Raw genomic sequence first — 16,604 nt, forward strand, 5'->3', positions numbered from 1 at the left:
GTTGCGAAGGGAGGCGTACAAGATGAAAAAACCGATTGCAGTCATCTTGCTGGGTTCGGCACTCGTTTTGCCGTATACCAGCCACGCAGAAGCAGCATCACTGGATTCCGTCCAGACGAAGACAGCAGCACAAGTGATCAATTTGGAAGCGGGCCAGCAGCCTTGCTACTCTAAGGCATTCCGAAGCAATGGGCGCATCAACATAGATTCCATCAAGCTGTATAAACTGTTCTTCGAACAATATAGAAATCAGGCCGGACAAGAGCAGACACCTGTCGCACCTGCTCCGGACAGTAAACCCGATGAACCGTCAGCTAAACCGGAACCCGCACCGACACCTGTGAAGCCGGAAACAAAGCCGCAACAGCCGGTAAAGCCGGAAGCGAATCCCGAGCAGCCGGTAAAACCCGAACAGAAACCCGAGCAGAAACCTGACACTGCTCCTTCAGTACCGACTCCTCCACAAGAAAAACCGAGTCAGCCTGAAGCTTCGACTCAAGTTTCTGCAAGCCAGATCGAACAGGCTGTATTGGACTTGACGAACGCAGAACGTCAGAAAGCCGGACTGAAACCTTTGCAGTTTGATGAAAAACTGTTGAAATCGGCCCGTCAGAAATCCGCCGACATGGCAGCGAACCGTTACTTCTCCCATACAAGTCCAACATACGGGTCTCCGTTCGATCAGATGAAAGCGAATGGCATCACCTACCGCTCTGCAGCTGAGAACATTGCGATGGGTCAGCGGAGCGCTCAGGAAGTTGTCCAGGGCTGGATGAATTCTCCAGGCCACCGGCAGAACATCTTGACGCCAGGTTTCACCCATATCGGTATCGGCTACGATGCAAACGGAAACTACTGGACCCAGCAGTTCATCCAGAAGTGATCAAAAAACCGCTTCACTGCAGACATACTTGCAGTGAAGCGGTTTTTCATTGAGCGGGCATTTCGTGTTTTCGCTGGATAAACCGCAGACGGAAACTCAGGACAACCGCACCGACGGTCAAGCCGGCGATAAGGCCGACCCAATATCCATATGGACCGAGCCCGGTGAACGAAGCTGCGACGTAGCCGACAGGCAGACCGATGACCCACAGGGAGACGAACCCCATGATGAATGTAATGTTGACGTCCTTATAACCCCGCAAGGCACCTTGGATCGGGGCCTGCACCGCATCGGACAGCTGGAACAGCGCACCGAATATGAAGAACTGGGAAGCCAGTGCCATGATTGCAGGATCGGTCGTATACAGGGATGCAATCGACGAGCGGGCGATCAGCAGGATGGCGATGGACAGCAGACTGAATGCGACAGCAAACGTGATGCCCATGTAGCTGTATCGTTTTGCATCCGCATACTGGTTCCCGCCGACCGATTGACCAACAAGAATCGTAGCGCCCATTGAAATGCTGAGCGGCATCATATACAGCAGGGACGTAAAATTGAGTGCGATCTGATGTGCGGAAATGATTTCAGTCGAAAATGAGCTCATAAGCAGTGTGACGACCGAAAAAATACTCGTCTCCACGAAAATGGAGAGGCCGATCGGCACCCCGATGACCAGAATCTCCTTCCAGTACAGCCACTTCGGCCGCTGCCACTGTGCAAACAGACTGAACTTGCGGAACGGCCTTCCGCCCAATGCCACCCCAAGAGCAATCCCGAAGACGATCCAGTATGTCAGACCGGATGCATACCCAGCTCCCGCACCGCCGAGCTCAGGGAAGCCGAAATTCCCATAGATCAGCAGATAATTCAGCAGGACATTGATCGGCGCGGAAATGAGGATGATGAACATCGACACCCGTGTCGATCCGAGCGCGTCAAAGAAGGACCTGAGAACGGTGTACGCAAACAGCGGCAGCAGGCCGACTGACATGCCCTGCAAGTAGCGGATAGCGATCGGTCCGACCGGATTTTCAAGTCCCATCGACCGGATGACCTTGAAGAACACGAGGGTAATCAGCAGAAAGACGACAATTGCCAGTGCAGCCGATACGTACAGCCCCTGCTGGACCGCAGGCCGGACCTCGGTATTTCTGCGGGCGCCGATATGCTGGGCGATGATCGGTGTCAGTGACATAAGTATGCCGGCAAGGCCTGTATAGACCGGCACCCAGAATGAGGAACCGATCGTCACGCCTGCCAGATGGTATGTATCGTAGCGGCCAGTCATAAGAATATCGAAGAACGTCACCATGTACAGGGCCACTTGTGTAATAAGGATCGGTGTCACGATCTTCAGGAAACGGACCGGTTTCCGTTCCGGAAGAAGAGAAGGTTCCATGGGTTTCCCCTCCTTTTTCAAATTCGACTCTAATTGTAGCATGCTTTTTTGGTATACTATCAAGAGGTTAGAAGAAAAGACGTTAAGTTTTTAACGAATAGAAGAGGTGAACGGCCACATGAAACGGCCAGTAATCGTGTTAACAGGCGGAGGGACAGCAGGCCACGTCTCTGTCAACGAAGCGATCATTCCTGCATTTCTGGAGCGGGGTTATGAAATACACTATATCGGGTCCCATGAAGGGATCGAACGTGATCTGATCGGGAAAGGTCATCCCGAAGTCATCTACCATGCAATCGACAGCGGGAAATTGCGCCGCTATTTCTCCATGAAAAACTTAACGGATCCGTTCCGTGTCGGAGCAGGGGTCCTGCAGGCATACTCCATATTGCGGAAGCTGAAGCCCGAGATCATCTTCTCGAAAGGCGGATTCGTCTCCGTGCCGGTTGTCCTGGCTGCGAAACTTGCACGCATTCCGGTTGTGGCCCACGAGTCCGATGTGTCACCGGGTCTTGCAAACAAACTCGCACTTCCATTCGCAAAACATATCTTCACTGTTTTCGAAGAGACACTTGCCTATGTGCCCGCAGACAGATCATCGTGCATCGGAGCGATCATCCGGCCCGAGCTGTTCGATGGCGATCGCAAAACAGGACTCCGCATGGCGGGATTGTCGGAAGGGAAACCCGTCCTGATTGTCATGGGCGGAAGCCAGGGATCCGCCGTCCTGAACGAAGGGATCCGCGGATGTCTGCCCGAGCTGCTCAGCCGGTTCCAGGTGATCCATCTGTGCGGAAAAGGGAACCTCGACGAGTCACTCGACAGCAGGGAAGGCTATGTCCAATTCGAATACGTGACGGAAGGCCTGCCGCACTTGCTGGCAGCCTCCGATTACGCCTTATCCCGAGCCGGCTCCAATGCGATCTTCGAACTGCTGGCAGTCAGAATCCCGATGCTGCTCGTGCCGCTCTCCGCTGAGAAGAGCCGTGGCGATCAGATCCTGAATGCACGACACTTCAAAAAACTTGGTTATGCCCGTGTTCTGACAGAAGAAGAACTGACAGAAACCGAGCTGCTGTTGAGCCTGGATGGACTCAAGGATGACAGGCAGGCCATTCTCGCCACTATGGAAAAGACAGATTCGACAAAAACACCGGAAGAAATGGCGGATCTCATCCTCGGCTGCCGAACAGGTGCATAATTATGCGGCAAGGAATTCCGTGTCTCATATGATCCTGCCCCTTGCAACCATAAGCCGCAGCGTGTAAACTAGTTCGCGGATAAAACATGCAGTTACTAGAACGAAACCCTTTCGATTCCCCATTCTGCATGGTAACATGGATAAGGATATAAAAATTTGTGCAACATGCCGAAAGGCAAATGTGGAGGTAATAATTCATGTCGAATCGTGTTGGTTCCGAACGTTCGCCGTATGCGGCCTTTTCCGGCCCGAACCTTGGCTACGTAATGGAAATGTACGAACGGTACAAAAACGACCCTGAGTCTGTCGATGCAGAACTTGCTGACTTCTTCAGAAGGAACGGAGCCCCGGCTGCAGCCGGAAGTCAGTCAGGCTCACCGTCGCCGGAAAGGACAGAAGGCAGTCCGGCTGATTTCGGGAAAGTCCTGTCCGCTTACAGACTGATGGACGCTATTCGCGCATACGGACATCTCGCTGCGGATATTTATCCGCTGAACGACCGTCCGAAAGACGCAACACGCATGGAACTGTCCTCTTATGATCTTTCCGAACGGGATCTGGAAGAGATGCCGGCATCCTTGTTCCTTCAGGATGCACCCGCTCAAGTGGAGAATGCTCTGGATGCCGTGAATTACTTGAAATCGCTCTATACAGGGAAAATCGCTGTTGAATTCGCCCATCTGATCGATGAGGATGAAAAGCAGTGGATCCAGCAGAGCATCGAATCCGGCCGGCTGGCAGTCTCACTTACTGCGGATGAGAAGAAACAGCTGCTCGACCGTCTGACAAGGATCGAAGGTTTCGAGAAATTCATCCACCGGACGTTCGTTGGGGCGAAACGTTTCTCCATAGAAGGCCTTGATACGCTTGTCGTGTTCCTCGATGAGCTCGTACGCCGTTCTGAGGAAGCGGACACGAAGAAGATGCTGATCGGCATGGCGCACCGCGGCCGGCTGAACGTACTCACGCACATTCTGAACAAACCGTATGAAATGATGTTCGCCGAATTTGCGGGAGTCCCTTCGTCGCCATTCCTTCCGGAAGATGGCTCGGTCGAGGTGACACGCGGCTGGTTCGGAGATGTCAAGTACCATCTCGGCGCCCTTTACAAAAAAGAAGGCGGCATGGACCGTTTCCTTGCCTATAACCCGTCACACCTGGAAGTCGTCAATCCGGTCATTGCCGGTCAGACACGCGCAGCGCAGGAGAACACGGATGCTCCGGGGATTCCGGTGCAGGATACGAACGCGGCATATGCTGTCATGGTGCACGGCGATGCAGCATTCCCGGGTGAGGGGATCGTCCAGGAAACGTTCAACTTCAGCCGGGTCCGCGGTTTCCAGACAGGCGGTTCCATCCATGTTATCGCAAACAATATGATCGGCTTCACGACAGAATATTACGATTCCCGTTCGACCCATTACTCATCGGATATGGCAAAAGGTTTTGAGGTGCCGATCGTCCACGTCAATGCCGACAGTCCGGAAGACGTCATTGCTTCTGCATTGTTCGCCTTCGAATACCGCCAGAAATTCGGCAAGGACATCCTGATCGACTTGATCGGCTACCGCCGGTATGGTCATAACGAAATGGATGAACCGATGGTCACAAACCCGGTAATGTACCAGGAAGTCCACAGCCATCCGACGGCACGCCAGCTTTACGGGGAAGCACTCGTCAATGAAGGCATCCTGACAGCGGAAGAAGTCGACAAGCTGGATGCGGATGTATTCGCTGAGATGCAGCGGGCTTACGATAAGGTGAAGGAGACATCCGCCGACAGCACACCGGGAACAAACGCGACACCGGAAGCTGTCCTCGCAGGCTATGCGCGTGATCTCCAGACAGGCGTGGAAGAAAACCGCCTGCGCCGCATGAACGAGGAACTGCTGACCTATCCTGAAGGCTTCCATGTATTCGGCAAGCTGGACCGGATTCTCAAACGCCGCCAGGATCCGTTCAACGGCAAAGGGAAGATCGACTGGGCGCACGCTGAACAGCTCGCCTTGGGATCGATCCTGCAGGACGGCAAGCCGGTCCGGATGTCGGGCCAGGATATCCAGAGGGGGACTTTCGCTCATCGTCACCTCGTTCTCCACGACGAGAAGACAGGTGAGGAGTTCGTACCGCTCCACCATATCAGCGGCTCGAATGCATCGTTCGTCGCCTATAACAGTCCGCTTACCGAAGCGGGCGTTGTCGGTTATGAGTTCGGCTACAATCTGGAAGAGGAAAAGACGGTCACAATCTGGGAGGCACAGTATGGGGACTTCTCCAACATGGCGCAGGTGATGTACGACCAGTTCATCTCTTCCAGCAACGCGAAATGGGGCCAGCAGTCCGGTCTGATCATGCTGCTGCCGCATGGCTATGAAGGTCAGGGACCGGAACACTCAAGTACACGTATCGAGCGCTACCTGCAGCTCTGTGCGGAAAACAACTGGACCGTCGCCAACATTTCAAGCGCGGCGAACTACTTCCATGTTCTTCGCAGGCAGGCGGCCATCCTGGGTGATGAAGCCGAGCGCCCGCTCGTATTGGCGACTCCTAAATCACTTCTCCGTCATCCGCTCGTCGGAGCAGACGTGGAAGATCTCACGGAAGGTCATTTCGAGACGGTGCTTGAAGAACCGAATACAGGGAAAAACGCGGACAGCGTGAAAAAGATCCTCCTGACCAGCGGCAAGATGGCGATCGACCTTGCTGAGAAAGTGAAAGACGGACAAGGTTACGATCATCTGCACATCGCCCGTGTGGAGCAGCTGTATCCGTTCCCATCCGATAAACTGTCCGCGATCATCCAGCGCTACCCGAATGCGGAAGAGATCGTATGGGTTCAGGAAGAACCGAAAAACATGGGTGCCTGGTCATTCGCGCGTCCGTATTTGAACGAAATCTCACAAGGCCTGCCGGTAAACTATACCGGAAGGATCCATCGCGCAAGTCCTTCTGAAGGCAACGGCACGATGCACAAAGCCGAACAGCAGCGCATTGTCGAAGAAGCGCTGAAACAGTAAGCCTGAACTACTTTTTGAACGATATTTAGAGGAGGAATTTATTGTGGCAGAGATCCGAGTACCTGAACTGGCAGAATCGATTACCGAAGGAACGATCGCAAAGTGGCTGAAACAGCCCGGTGACAACGTAGACAAAGGTGAATTCATCGTTGAGTTGGAGACTGACAAAGTTAACGTCGAAGTCATCTCGGAAGAAGCAGGGACCGTCCAGCAGCTGATGGCGGAAGAAGGCGACACAGTTGAAGTCGGACAAGTGATCGCAGTAGTCGGCGCCGGATCTGGTGCTCCTGCACAGCAGCCGGCGGCATCCGTCGAGCCTGCTCCGCAGCAGCCTGCACAAGTATCGGAACCGGCTGCAGCTGAACCGCCTGCAGCAGCTGAAGAGGCTGCTTCAGGAGACCGTACGATCGCAAGCCCGGCAGCACGCAAGCTCGCACGCGAAAAAGGCATCAATCTCGCAGACGTTTCACCTGTCGACCCAATGGGACGCATCCGTGTGCAGGACGTGGAAGCTCACGGGTCTGCGCCGAAATCCCAGCCGGCTCCAGCGGCTCCATCTCCTGCAAAACAGCAGGCACCTGCAGCGGACGATGGCCGGGTTGAACGCGTCAAGATGAGCCGCCGCCGCCAGACGATCGCAAAACGTCTTCTGGAAGTGAAGCAGAATACAGCGATGCTCACTACGTTCAACGAAATCGATATGACGAACGTCATGGAACTGCGAAAGCGCAAGAAAGACGAATTCTTCGATAAGAACGACGTCCGTCTCGGTTTCATGTCCTTCTTCACGAAGGCAGTCGTGGCGGCACTCAAGAAATATCCGAACGTCAACTCCGAGCTTGACGGAGATGAGCTCCTCATGAAGAACTATTACGATATCGGTATTGCCGTGTCTACGGAAGGCGGCCTCGTCGTTCCGAACGTCGTGGATGCTGACCGCAAGAACTTTGCAGAGATCGAAGCGACGATCGGTGAACTTGCAAAGAAAGCACGCGACAACAAGCTGACACTTGCAGACATGTCAGGCGGATCGTTCACAATCACGAACGGAGGCGTCTTCGGTTCCCTGCTGTCGACACCTATCTTGAACGGCACACAAGTCGGCATTCTCGGCATGCATACGATCCAGAAGCGTCCGGTCGCTGTCGGCAACAACGTTGAGATCCGTCCGATGATGTATGTCGCCCTTTCGTATGACCACCGTGTCATCGATGGCAAAGATTCTGTCGGCTTCCTGAAGATGGTCAAGGAACTGATCGAGAATCCGGAAGACCTCCTTCTCGGTTCATAATCGGACTGCCAGCACCGCCTGCAGTTTGATGGGCGGTGTCTTGCATCATCATTACCTACAGAAGGGCGGGAGCCGCAATGTCATCGTTCAAAGAATGGCCGGATGCTCCGGCAATCCGGCAAGTCGTCTGCAAGCATGCAGACGCTGCAAAATATCTTGTCACGAACGTCTTGACGCCCGGCCGTACCTATGATGTCAAAAACGAGACGGAAGAATTCCTGTTCGTTGTCGATAACACAGGGAAAGTCGGCGGCTATTACAAGACATATTTCGAATGATCCGGCAGACGGTCTGATGCTTCCATCGCATCAGACCGTTTTGCGTAACAGGGAGGACTGCAGAGTGGAAACGATTGTGGAACGGATGATACGGTCCAGACATGCACGCACCTATACAGAAGACGAAGAACGGCTCATCCAGTCCGGCGGATATATCAGCCCGACAGAACATCTTTTTGAAGATATTACAGCAGCTGTGTCACTCGGGAAACCGGTCTTGCTGAAAGGCCCGTCCGGCAGCGGCAAGACACGGCTGGCGCAAAGTATTTCAGCGCTGTTCCATCAGCCGATGCAGAGTGTCAACTGCTCGGTCGATCTAGATGCTGAAGCACTCCTGGGGTTCAAGACGATCATCGTCAGGAATGGGCAGAGCATCATCGAGTTTGTCGATGGGCCGGTGATCCAGGCCATGAAAAATGGCCATATCCTGTATATCGATGAAATCAACATGGCAAAACCCGAAACACTGCCGGTCCTGCACAGCGTCCTCGATCACAGAAGGATGCTCACGAATCCATTCACGGGCGAGGTGCTGACGGCGCATCCTGACTTTTCCGTCATCTCAGCTATCAATGAAGGCTATATCGGGACGTCACCGATGAACGAAGCACTGAAAAACCGCTTTGTGTCGTTTTCGATACCCTACTTGGCAGCCGGTCAGTTGCGCCAGGTACTCGAACGAGCTGTGCCGGATGCCCCGGCCGATACGGTCGATGTCCTGATGAACTTGTCGGAAGACCTGACCAAACAGGTGGCAAACGGACTGCTGGCTGACGAAGCGGCTTCAGTCCGGAGCCTGCTGAATGCATTGGAACTTGCTGTTCATATACCGATCGGCCGTGCGGTCCGCTATGCGATTGCAGAATTGCTGGAAGATAGGATGGAACGTGACCTGGTCAACGAACTGGCAGCCACATGGGTGAAGTGAGGGGAGAGCGATGAGCAAAGTAAGCCGGTTCATCCAATTCAACGATGAGTCCGTAGAGACACATAGTCTGATGCTGTACGAAAAAATTGCACAATCGCTCGCCGAAGCGCCGTACCTGCGCCTGACAGAGAGGCAGCTGATCGAATACCAGCCAAAGGAATCAGTCCTCGCCATGAGCGTCTTCTGGCGGCATCGTGACGATACTGTCACACATCTTGGCCGGCTGTCGGATATATACTTGCTGTCCGCAGGCTTTTTCCGGCAGTTCGACCTCCGGGCATGGCGGCAATTCACCGCTTCCGAAGGAGCCTCTCCGTTGCCGATCCTCGGACGTCAGCTTGTCATGATGCTGGAGGAATTCCGGCTCACCGAAGCTATCCGAATTGAGCGTCCGGGAACAAGCAGGGTGTTCGATGCTCGGCGGGACGTGTACGCTGCTTACCATCGCGATCGGCTGGCCGCCAACGCAAAACGTGGTTTTTTGGCAGACGCGCTGATCAGCCAGCTGTTTCTGGATATCCATCTCGGAACGCTCGGAGGACCGGATCCGCTCCTCGGCAGTCTGCCGATAGATCGGATCCGGCTTCTTGCGGAACAGGTCTATGACGTATCATCCACGCGGGACAGCATCCTGCTGGCAAGACGTATTCTCGAACTGGCGGCAGGCAGCCTGCAGATCGATGTAATTTTGCCTGTTTATACGATCGGGGATGGGTTTGAGGACGGGGAGCGGATGCAGACACCATCCGGAAAAACAAAAACGGAAGAAATCGGGTCCTCCGTGGAAAAGGAAACGATCGAGGAGGAATTCCGTGCTTGGCACCGTGAAACGGAAGATGAAAAAGGGTTTCATCTGACATTCGATCTCCAGCAAGGAACGTCCGGCCTGTCGGCTTCGGATGATGCCAAGGCGGGGGATGATCCGTCCAGTATCCAGCAGACCGGCAAAGGGACGTCGATAGGGAACGAGGATGAGATCGCAGAGTCGGGGGTAGCAGCGCACAAAGATGGAAAGCTGGAGACTGCCATGAAACGGGCGGGGGACTCATTCGGCCCTGCCAACCGGAATGTCACGTATGAGGTCGTGCGGCTGCCGGATGAAACAGACGGGAGTGAGCGCCGCAGGCTTGAACTGCTTCGATCGAAGCATACTCCGCTCGTCAAAGCGATCACCGCCGAGATGCGGAAACGGCTGCAGCAGAAACGGCAGGATCGGCGGGAAAGCCTTGCGTCCGGACGTCTGTCATCCAAGCTCACCAGCCTGCTGACGGAGGAGCGGCCGAAACCGTTCTACAGGAAGTCAGCGCCTTCCATCCAGCTCGACGCTGTGTTCGGCCTTCTCGTTGATGGTTCTGCATCGATGATCGATAAACTGGATGAAACAAAGGAAGCCGTTCTGCTGTTCCACGATGTGCTGCGGGCACTGTCCGTGCCGTTCGAAATCGCGTCGTATTATGAAGATGCCTATGAAGCGACGAAGGAGATACAGCCGAATTATTTTGAGATCATGCATGCTTTCGAAGACATACGGACGGACAGCGGCGGCGCGATCATGAATTTCACTGCTCATGAAGATAACCGTGACGGCTTTGCAATCCGCTGGATGGCCGGGCGCCTGGCGAAACGGCAGGAACGGCACAAGTTCCTTCTCGTATTTTCGGATGGGGAGCCATCGGCATTCGGGTACGACCGGAATGGCGTCCTGGATACGGCGGAAGCGGTCTGGGAGACGGAGCGGGAGGGAATCTCCGTCATTCACCTGTTCTTATCCGCCGTAGAGACGACCGAGGAACAGCGGGAGCTGTTTTCTGCGATGTTCGGCAGCAAAACGGCAGCAGCCGGCTCGGTTGAGGAATTTGCCGACCAGACGCTGCGTATCCTGCGGAAGCTGCTGACCATCGTGACGCAATAAAAAAACGCAAAATCGTCTCAAAGCGGACGATTTTGCGTTTTTTCGTGGATATTGAGCAGACGCTGTTTCAGTTCTTCTTCCATCCGTCCGATTTCCCGTTCGGCTTCCTTCCGTTTCGCACGACCGTCCGCCTGGATTGCGAGAGTCTCCTCAATCGTCTGGATCAGGTTTTCCTGTGTCTTCTTCAAAGTATCGATTTCGATGATCCCGCGTTCGTTCTCTTTAGCGGTTTCAATTGAATTCATCTTCAGCATTTCCGAGTTCCGGAGCAGCAGGTCATTGGTCGTCTTCGTCACGAGCTGCTGGGACTCGACGGCTTTCTTCTGACGATTGAGCGTCAGGGCGATCGCAATCTGGTTTTTCCAGAGGGGAATCGATGTCATGATCGATGACTGGATCTTTTCGGCGAGCGTCTGGTTCGTCTGCTGGATCATTCGTATTTGCGGGGCACTCTGGATCGTCAGCTGGCGGGATAGCTGGAGATCATACAGACGTTTCTCGAGGCGGTCAAGGAACTGGATCATATCGTTCACTTCCTGGATCGCCATCTGGTCGTTCGACTGCTGGGCGTCCGCCTGCATCTTCGGGATGATTTCGCCAGCCAGTTCGTCGCGCTTCAGCTCGGCTGCAGCGATATAGACGTTCAGTGCCTGGAAATAGACTTTGTTCTGTTCGTACAGGTTATCGAGCATATGCACGTCTTCGATCAGGCCGCGTTTCGAATGTTCAAGCTGGATACCGATGCGATCGATCTGAGTGCTCAGCTTCTGGTATTTCGTCATCATTTCCTGGATGGACCGGGAGGCTTTATTGAACAGCCGGCTCAGACCCGACTTCTTCTTCTCTGACAGATCATCGGGATCGATTTCGGAAAGCTTGCCCATCAGGTCGTTCAGCACATCTCCAACAGGCCCGATATCCTTGCTCTGCACGTGGTCGAGCATCTTATGGGAGAATGAGGACAGTTCATTCTGTGCAGCTGATCCGTATGTCAGGATGGCTTCATAATCGCCGACAGGTATTTGTGACGCCAATTCCTTCGCTTTCTGCTGTTCCTCATCTGTCAGCCGCTCCATGAGCTTGACAGGCTGACCTGCAGCAGGCTGTTTCGTCTGCATTTCTTCAGGAAGCAGCTGATCATCCTGGCTGAACGGGTTGCTCAGCAAGTCATCGAAAGATGTCACGTCATCGGTCATTGGCTTGTTTTCGGTCATCGAGTAATTCCTCCTCTGTAGTCGGCAGTTCTTTTCTGCGCCGCATGGTCACATCGACATAATCGAGTTCGAGCTGCAGGGCGGCCAGGTCGGTTGCAAGCGCATCCTGCAGGTCATCTTCTAACTGACGGGTGACGTCGGTGATCGTTTCCCGGGTATGCTGGAGTGCAATCCGCACTTCCTTGTCTTTCAGCTGCTGATTCGACAGCAGGGCATATTTGGACGTCAGTTCGACGGCAGAATCGAGATGAGCGTAGAAGAACTGCTCGGTCTGATAGAACTTCTTCGGATCGTTCCGGACGATGGTCATGACTTTCCGTGACAGGCTGCTGAGTTCATACACTTGCCGGAATGCCTGGACGGAACGCACTTGTCCATAGAGGCTGCCCAATTTTTTGACTTTCTTTTTCGCTTCTTCGAGCTGGAACTGAATATGTTTATATTCGGAACGCGTCATGCCGAGTTCCTTGACTGCCGAGCCGATCTGGAGCTGTTTGATGCCGAATGTGCCGCCGAGATACATGGCAATGAGGATGCCGGTCGCAGCAAATAGGTTCATCCCCGTACCGAGCAGCAGGAAAAAGAACGTTCCGAAACTGACGGGTGCCACGATGAAGTGACGCAAAAAGAACTGCTTTACTTTTTTCATCGTCAGACAGCCCTCCTTTTCGAGTAAGGTGATTATCTTTATTACGTATCGATCAGTAAAAGGTTTCGTCTAAGTATCGTTCTTCTGCAATTATACCGCACATTTCGGCCGGAGACGAATATTTAGGACAGGGTCCGGAACGCATTGCTTGGAAAAAATGAGGGTGCTTTGTATAATTGTCAACTGAACAGGAAAAGAGGTTGCACTATGTATGAAGTCATTTACATGAAAGCGGATTACGAACCTTGGTGGATGTTTGATGGGTGGGATGAAATGGTGCGCAGCCGGCGTTATTTCGGAGAACTGGCAGAGGCGGCAGCGTATGCACATTCCCTGATGGAGGAAATGCGTCCGCGTTTCAAGAAGGAGCGCAGCAAACATCGGACGTTCACCGCCTTCTGGAATCCGGGGGAGCGGACGTATTGTGACGGATGTGATGAGGACCTGCAGCTGTATCACGGGATTTTCATTTTATCCGGCGAGAAACCGGTTCCTTTCCTGGATGAATAATAATTAGAATATTTCCTATTGTGTCGTTGACATATACTAGCTGTATGGTATAGTAGTTTTACAGGTTAATAGCAGATACTCGCAACGAACAACTATTCACGTATTACAGAAAGTGATCGGCTGCGTCGGTACTTTTTGTAATACGTGAATTTTGCCTTTCACTGGCGGGTTCATGTATTAGCAATCATAATTTGGGGGTAATTTTTTATGAAACAAGGTACAGTCAAGTGGTTCAACGCAGAAAAAGGTTTCGGTTTCATCGAGGTTGACGGAGAAGACGACGTATTCGTACACTTCTCAGCAATCCAGGGCGAAGGCTTCAAGTCATTGGACGAAGGCCAGCAGGTTGAATTCGAAATCGTCGAAGGCAACCGCGGTCTCCAGGCTGCGAACGTTATTAAACTCTAATAACCGAACAAAGAGGTCCTGCCGAGGCAGGTCCTCTTTTTTATGGATTTAATGCGGCTGTTTCACCGACTCCATGGTGGATGTGATCGTGAACTCTTCGTCGTTCTCGCCCTTCATCACCGACTCCCGTATCACCTCACCGAACCCTTCCACAAAATAGCGCCTGTTGACGTAGTCATTCCCTTTTTCTTCTATTACGATGGCATGATCGAATTTTTGGTAGGGTGTATCGACGGAAGCATCCGTATCGACGACTGTCCAATGCTCAAAGGAAGCCCCTTTTTCAAATGGCTTCTGCAAATAGATTCCCTGCCGTTCCATCTGCTTGATCTCTGCGATGGACGGTGCATTGGATTCCGTATCGACATGCTCTTCATCCAATTTGATGATTTTGTCCTCTTCGACCTTGAACAGCTTCCGGATCAGAGAGCCGCCGTTGTCTTCATAGGTCATGACAATGTCTTCATATGGATGAAACACCTGCATGTCGATTTCGGCATACTCATTCCCGAGCCCTTTGTAATGCACTTTTGAGCCATCGGGAAGGAAATAGTCCATCATCGCGGGATTCTGGATATCGCCATGTTCTTCATCACTGTCAGCTTTTGTCTTTTCGGGATCGCCGCTGCTGTCCGCCCGGTTCTCCTCACCGTCACCTGTCGTGTCTTCGTCAAGCGGTGTCCGTTCTCCGCTATTGCCTGAATTATCGGGGGTGGTAACATCCTGACCGTTCAGTTTCGAGCAGGCGGGCATGAGAAGAAGGGGGATGATCAGCAGCAGGAAACCTATCCATCGGTTCATTGCAATCCTCTCCTTTTTCTTTAGTATTTCCGGATTATCGAAAATCATGTCCGCCAAAAAGAAAAACACAGGAGCCGCCGGATCATCCGGCGGCTCCTGTGTTTTTTGCTTTCAATCAGTTCCCTGCAGGCTGTGCTTCTTTCCATTCCAAGTACTCATCATAGCCCATCATCTTATCGAAGATCGTTCCGTCATCGTTGATTTCGATGACGCGGTTCGCAATAGTCTGGATGAACTGATGGTCATGGGAAGTGAACAGCATGGCGCCTTTGTATGCGATCAGGCCGTTGTTAAGTGCTTGGATGGACTCGAGGTCCAAGTGGTTCGTCGGCTCGTCGAGAAGAAGGACGTTTGCATTTGTGAGCATCATCTTGGACAGCATGCAGCGCACTTTTTCACCACCCGAGAGGACGGACGGCTTCTTGTTCACTTCTTCGCCGGAGAACAGCATGCGGCCGAGGAATCCGCGCAGGAACGTCTCGGTCTCATCTTCAGGAGAATACGGACGAAGCCACTCGACAAGTGTCTTTTCATCCCCTTCGAAGAATTCGCTGTTGTCGATCGGGAAATATGCACGCGACGTTGTAACACCCCATTTGACACTTCCAGCGTCCGCTTCCGTTTCTTCCGCGAGAATGTCGAGGAGCGCCGTCTTCGCAAGCGGGTTGCCGATCAGGACGACTTTGTCTTCCTTGTTCAACGTGAACGATGCATCTTTCAGCAATTGGACGCCATCCTGGTTCTTGGACAGGTCACGGACCATCAGCACATCGTTGCCGATTTCACGGCCGAGCTGGAAATTGACGTACGGATACCGGCGGGAGGATGGTTTGATGTCATCCAGCTGGATCTTGTCGAGTGTCTTCTTCCGCGAAGTCGCTTGTTTCGACTTTGAAGCGTTGGCGCTGAACCGTGCGATGAACGCTTGCAGTTCCTTCACTTTCTCTTCCTTTTTCTTGTTCTGTTCCTGGGACAGCTTCAACGCGAGCTGGCTCGACTCATACCAGAAATCGTAGTTGCCGGCATAGATCTGGATCTTGCTGAAGTCGAGGTCCGCAATGTGCGTACAGACTTTGTTCAAGAAATGACGGTCGTGGGATACGACGATGACCGTATTCTCGAATCCGATCAGGAATTCCTCCAGCCACTGGATTGCTTTCAGATCGAGGTGGTTGGTCGGCTCATCGAGAAGCAGCACGTCAGGTTTACCGAACAGGGCCTGTGCGAGGAGCACTTTCACTTTGTCGGAACCTGTCAGTTCAGCCATTTTCATCGAGTGCATACTTTCAGGAATACCGAGGCCCTGGAGAAGGATTGCTGCTTCCGATTCAGCTTCCCAGCCGTTCAGCTCGCCGAATTCGCCTTCGAGTTCAGCGGCACGCATGCCGTCCTCGTCGGAAAAGTCCTCTTTCATGTAAATGGCGTTTTTCTCTGTCATAATGTCATACAGGCGCTTATGACCCATGATGACGGTATCCAGTACGGCTTCGTCTTCATATTGGAAGTGGTCCTGTTTCAGGACTGCAAGACGATCGTCATTATTGAGGATGACATTGCCTGTCTGCGGCTCCAGTTCTCCTGAAAGGATTTTCAGGAATGTGGATTTGCCGGCACCGTTCGCACCGATCAGACCGTAACAGTTGCCGGGGTTGAACTGTATATTAACATCTTCGAAAAGTTTCCGGTCCCCGAACCGGAGACTGACATTACTCACTGCTAACATGATTGACCTCCTAAAATTCACACTTTGCCTATTATAGCATGAATACCGGCGCCTGGGGAACCATTCAAAGTGGCATAATCCCGCTGCCGGATTTACAATGGAAACAGCCGCGTAAACTGCGCAGTCAGCTGCTCTGCTGCTGTCTGCCGAGTGCACGCCGGTTCTGGTAGGCTGCAAGTGTGCCGAGCTCTTTATTGATGCAATATTCCATTTGTACATAATGTTTTCGTTCTGGCAGATAGGTCGGCTCAAGCCCCCTGATGGAGCGGATGAAATAATAGCCGTTGATCTGCCGGAAGATGACTACAGCGTCAGGAAACAAGTCGAATATACCTTTGATCTGATACTTGCGTGTATACGACCAATGTATGATTTTCATGTACGCCA

15 protein-coding genes are annotated in these 16,604 nt (G+C 52.8%); 9 read left to right on the plus strand and 6 right to left on the minus strand.

What is annotated here, in order from left to right; all coding sequences use genetic code 11:
- Positions 1-22 precede the first annotated feature (22 nt).
- Complete coding sequence (locus BN1190_RS07945) at positions 23-883, plus strand: CAP domain-containing protein (protein ID WP_082023314.1); 861 nt, start codon at positions 23-25, stop codon at positions 881-883.
- Between the two features lie 46 nt (positions 884-929).
- On the opposite strand, the gene BN1190_RS07950 is transcribed toward BN1190_RS07945, so the two are convergent.
- Positions 930-2,285 (minus strand): MATE family efflux transporter, encoded by a 1,356-nt coding sequence (locus BN1190_RS07950; RefSeq protein WP_040286417.1) that lies wholly within the window; start codon positions 2,283-2,285, stop codon positions 930-932.
- Positions 2,286-2,403: 118 nt separating this feature from the next.
- On the opposite strand from BN1190_RS07950, the gene BN1190_RS07955 reads away from it, so the two are divergent.
- From BN1190_RS07955 to BN1190_RS07980, 6 genes are all read left to right on the plus strand, one after another.
- On the plus strand, positions 2,404-3,486 hold the full coding sequence (locus BN1190_RS07955) for an undecaprenyldiphospho-muramoylpentapeptide beta-N-acetylglucosaminyltransferase (protein WP_040286418.1): 1,083 nt from the start codon (positions 2,404-2,406) through the stop codon (positions 3,484-3,486).
- A 197-nt stretch (positions 3,487-3,683) separates the two neighbouring features.
- Positions 3,684-6,503, plus strand: coding sequence for a 2-oxoglutarate dehydrogenase E1 component (locus BN1190_RS07960; RefSeq protein ID WP_040286419.1), 2,820 nt, complete (start codon positions 3,684-3,686; stop codon positions 6,501-6,503).
- A gap of 43 nt (positions 6,504-6,546) precedes the next feature.
- Positions 6,547-7,794, plus strand: coding sequence for a 2-oxoglutarate dehydrogenase complex dihydrolipoyllysine-residue succinyltransferase (odhB, locus tag BN1190_RS07965; protein WP_040286420.1), 1,248 nt, complete (start codon positions 6,547-6,549; stop codon positions 7,792-7,794).
- A gap of 77 nt (positions 7,795-7,871) precedes the next feature.
- Entirely contained in the window at positions 7,872-8,072 is a 201-nt protein-coding gene (locus BN1190_RS07970; protein WP_040286421.1) for a DUF6501 family protein, read from the plus strand.
- Between the two features lie 85 nt (positions 8,073-8,157).
- Positions 8,158-9,000: an ATP-binding protein gene (locus BN1190_RS07975; protein WP_425313929.1), complete on the plus strand. Its 843-nt coding sequence runs from the start codon at positions 8,158-8,160 to the stop codon at positions 8,998-9,000.
- 10 nt (positions 9,001-9,010) lie between these two features.
- Positions 9,011-10,912 carry a vWA domain-containing protein gene (locus BN1190_RS07980; protein ID WP_040286422.1) on the plus strand — a complete coding sequence of 634 codons (1,902 nt, stop codon included), beginning with the start codon at positions 9,011-9,013 and terminating at the stop codon, positions 10,910-10,912.
- Positions 10,913-10,929: 17 nt separating this feature from the next.
- Here the strand turns inward: BN1190_RS07980 and BN1190_RS07985 are convergent, their stop codons facing one another.
- Both BN1190_RS07985 and BN1190_RS07990 read right to left on the minus strand, forming a co-directional pair.
- Positions 10,930-12,126, minus strand: a complete 1,197-nt coding sequence (locus BN1190_RS07985) for a toxic anion resistance protein (protein ID WP_040286423.1) — start codon at positions 12,124-12,126, stop codon at positions 10,930-10,932.
- Positions 12,098-12,775 (minus strand): 5-bromo-4-chloroindolyl phosphate hydrolysis family protein, encoded by a 678-nt coding sequence (locus tag BN1190_RS07990; protein WP_040286424.1) that lies wholly within the window; start codon positions 12,773-12,775, stop codon positions 12,098-12,100. Before BN1190_RS07990 ends, BN1190_RS07985 begins: the two co-directional genes overlap by 29 nt.
- A 207-nt stretch (positions 12,776-12,982) precedes the next feature.
- Here BN1190_RS07990 and BN1190_RS07995 point away from each other — a divergent pair, with 207 nt between their 5' ends.
- Both BN1190_RS07995 and BN1190_RS08000 read left to right on the plus strand, forming a co-directional pair.
- Positions 12,983-13,285, plus strand: a complete 303-nt coding sequence (locus BN1190_RS07995; protein ID WP_040286425.1) for a DUF1033 family protein — start codon at positions 12,983-12,985, stop codon at positions 13,283-13,285.
- Positions 13,286-13,492: 207 nt separating this feature from the next.
- Complete coding sequence (locus BN1190_RS08000; protein WP_040286426.1) at positions 13,493-13,693, plus strand: cold-shock protein; 201 nt, start codon at positions 13,493-13,495, stop codon at positions 13,691-13,693.
- 48 nt (positions 13,694-13,741) lie between these two features.
- On the opposite strand, the gene BN1190_RS08005 is transcribed toward BN1190_RS08000, so the two are convergent.
- The 3 genes from BN1190_RS08005 to BN1190_RS08015 all read right to left on the minus strand — a co-directional run bounded on the left by BN1190_RS08005 (position 13,742) and on the right by BN1190_RS08015 (position 16,596).
- Positions 13,742-14,494 (minus strand): hypothetical protein, encoded by a 753-nt coding sequence (locus tag BN1190_RS08005; RefSeq protein ID WP_052461759.1) that lies wholly within the window; start codon positions 14,492-14,494, stop codon positions 13,742-13,744.
- 115 nt (positions 14,495-14,609) lie between these two features.
- A complete protein-coding gene (locus BN1190_RS08010; protein ID WP_040286427.1) occupies positions 14,610-16,217 on the minus strand; it encodes an ABC-F family ATP-binding cassette domain-containing protein in 1,608 nt (535 codons plus the stop codon).
- Positions 16,218-16,341: 124 nt separating this feature from the next.
- Complete coding sequence (locus tag BN1190_RS08015) at positions 16,342-16,596, minus strand: hypothetical protein (RefSeq protein WP_040286428.1); 255 nt, start codon at positions 16,594-16,596, stop codon at positions 16,342-16,344.
- Between the last annotated feature and the right edge of the window lie 8 nt (positions 16,597-16,604).

This window comes from Sporosarcina koreensis, assembly GCF_000826145.2.
In the GTDB taxonomy this organism is placed as follows: domain Bacteria; phylum Bacillota; class Bacilli; order Bacillales_A; family Planococcaceae; genus Sporosarcina; species Sporosarcina trichiuri.

Coding starts and splice junctions, on each gene's coding strand:
- BN1190_RS07945 (WP_082023314.1), top strand. CDS start 23: ATGAAAAAACCGATTGCAGTCATCTTGCTGGGTTCGGCACTCGTTTTG.
- BN1190_RS07950 (WP_040286417.1), bottom strand. CDS start 2,285: ATGGAACCTTCTCTTCTTCCGGAACGGAAACCGGTCCGTTTCCTGAAG.
- BN1190_RS07955 (WP_040286418.1), top strand. CDS start 2,404: ATGAAACGGCCAGTAATCGTGTTAACAGGCGGAGGGACAGCAGGCCAC.
- BN1190_RS07960 (WP_040286419.1), top strand. CDS start 3,684: ATGTCGAATCGTGTTGGTTCCGAACGTTCGCCGTATGCGGCCTTTTCC.
- BN1190_RS07970 (WP_040286421.1), top strand. CDS start 7,872: ATGTCATCGTTCAAAGAATGGCCGGATGCTCCGGCAATCCGGCAAGTC.
- BN1190_RS07975 (WP_425313929.1), top strand. CDS start 8,158: ATGATACGGTCCAGACATGCACGCACCTATACAGAAGACGAAGAACGG.
- BN1190_RS07980 (WP_040286422.1), top strand. CDS start 9,011: ATGAGCAAAGTAAGCCGGTTCATCCAATTCAACGATGAGTCCGTAGAG.
- BN1190_RS07985 (WP_040286423.1), bottom strand. CDS start 12,126: ATGACCGAAAACAAGCCAATGACCGATGACGTGACATCTTTCGATGAC.
- BN1190_RS07990 (WP_040286424.1), bottom strand. CDS start 12,775: ATGAAAAAAGTAAAGCAGTTCTTTTTGCGTCACTTCATCGTGGCACCC.
- BN1190_RS07995 (WP_040286425.1), top strand. CDS start 12,983: ATGTATGAAGTCATTTACATGAAAGCGGATTACGAACCTTGGTGGATG.
- BN1190_RS08000 (WP_040286426.1), top strand. CDS start 13,493: ATGAAACAAGGTACAGTCAAGTGGTTCAACGCAGAAAAAGGTTTCGGT.
- BN1190_RS08005 (WP_052461759.1), bottom strand. CDS start 14,494: ATGAACCGATGGATAGGTTTCCTGCTGCTGATCATCCCCCTTCTTCTC.
- BN1190_RS08010 (WP_040286427.1), bottom strand. CDS start 16,217: ATGTTAGCAGTGAGTAATGTCAGTCTCCGGTTCGGGGACCGGAAACTT.
- BN1190_RS08015 (WP_040286428.1), bottom strand. CDS start 16,596: ATGAAAATCATACATTGGTCGTATACACGCAAGTATCAGATCAAAGGT.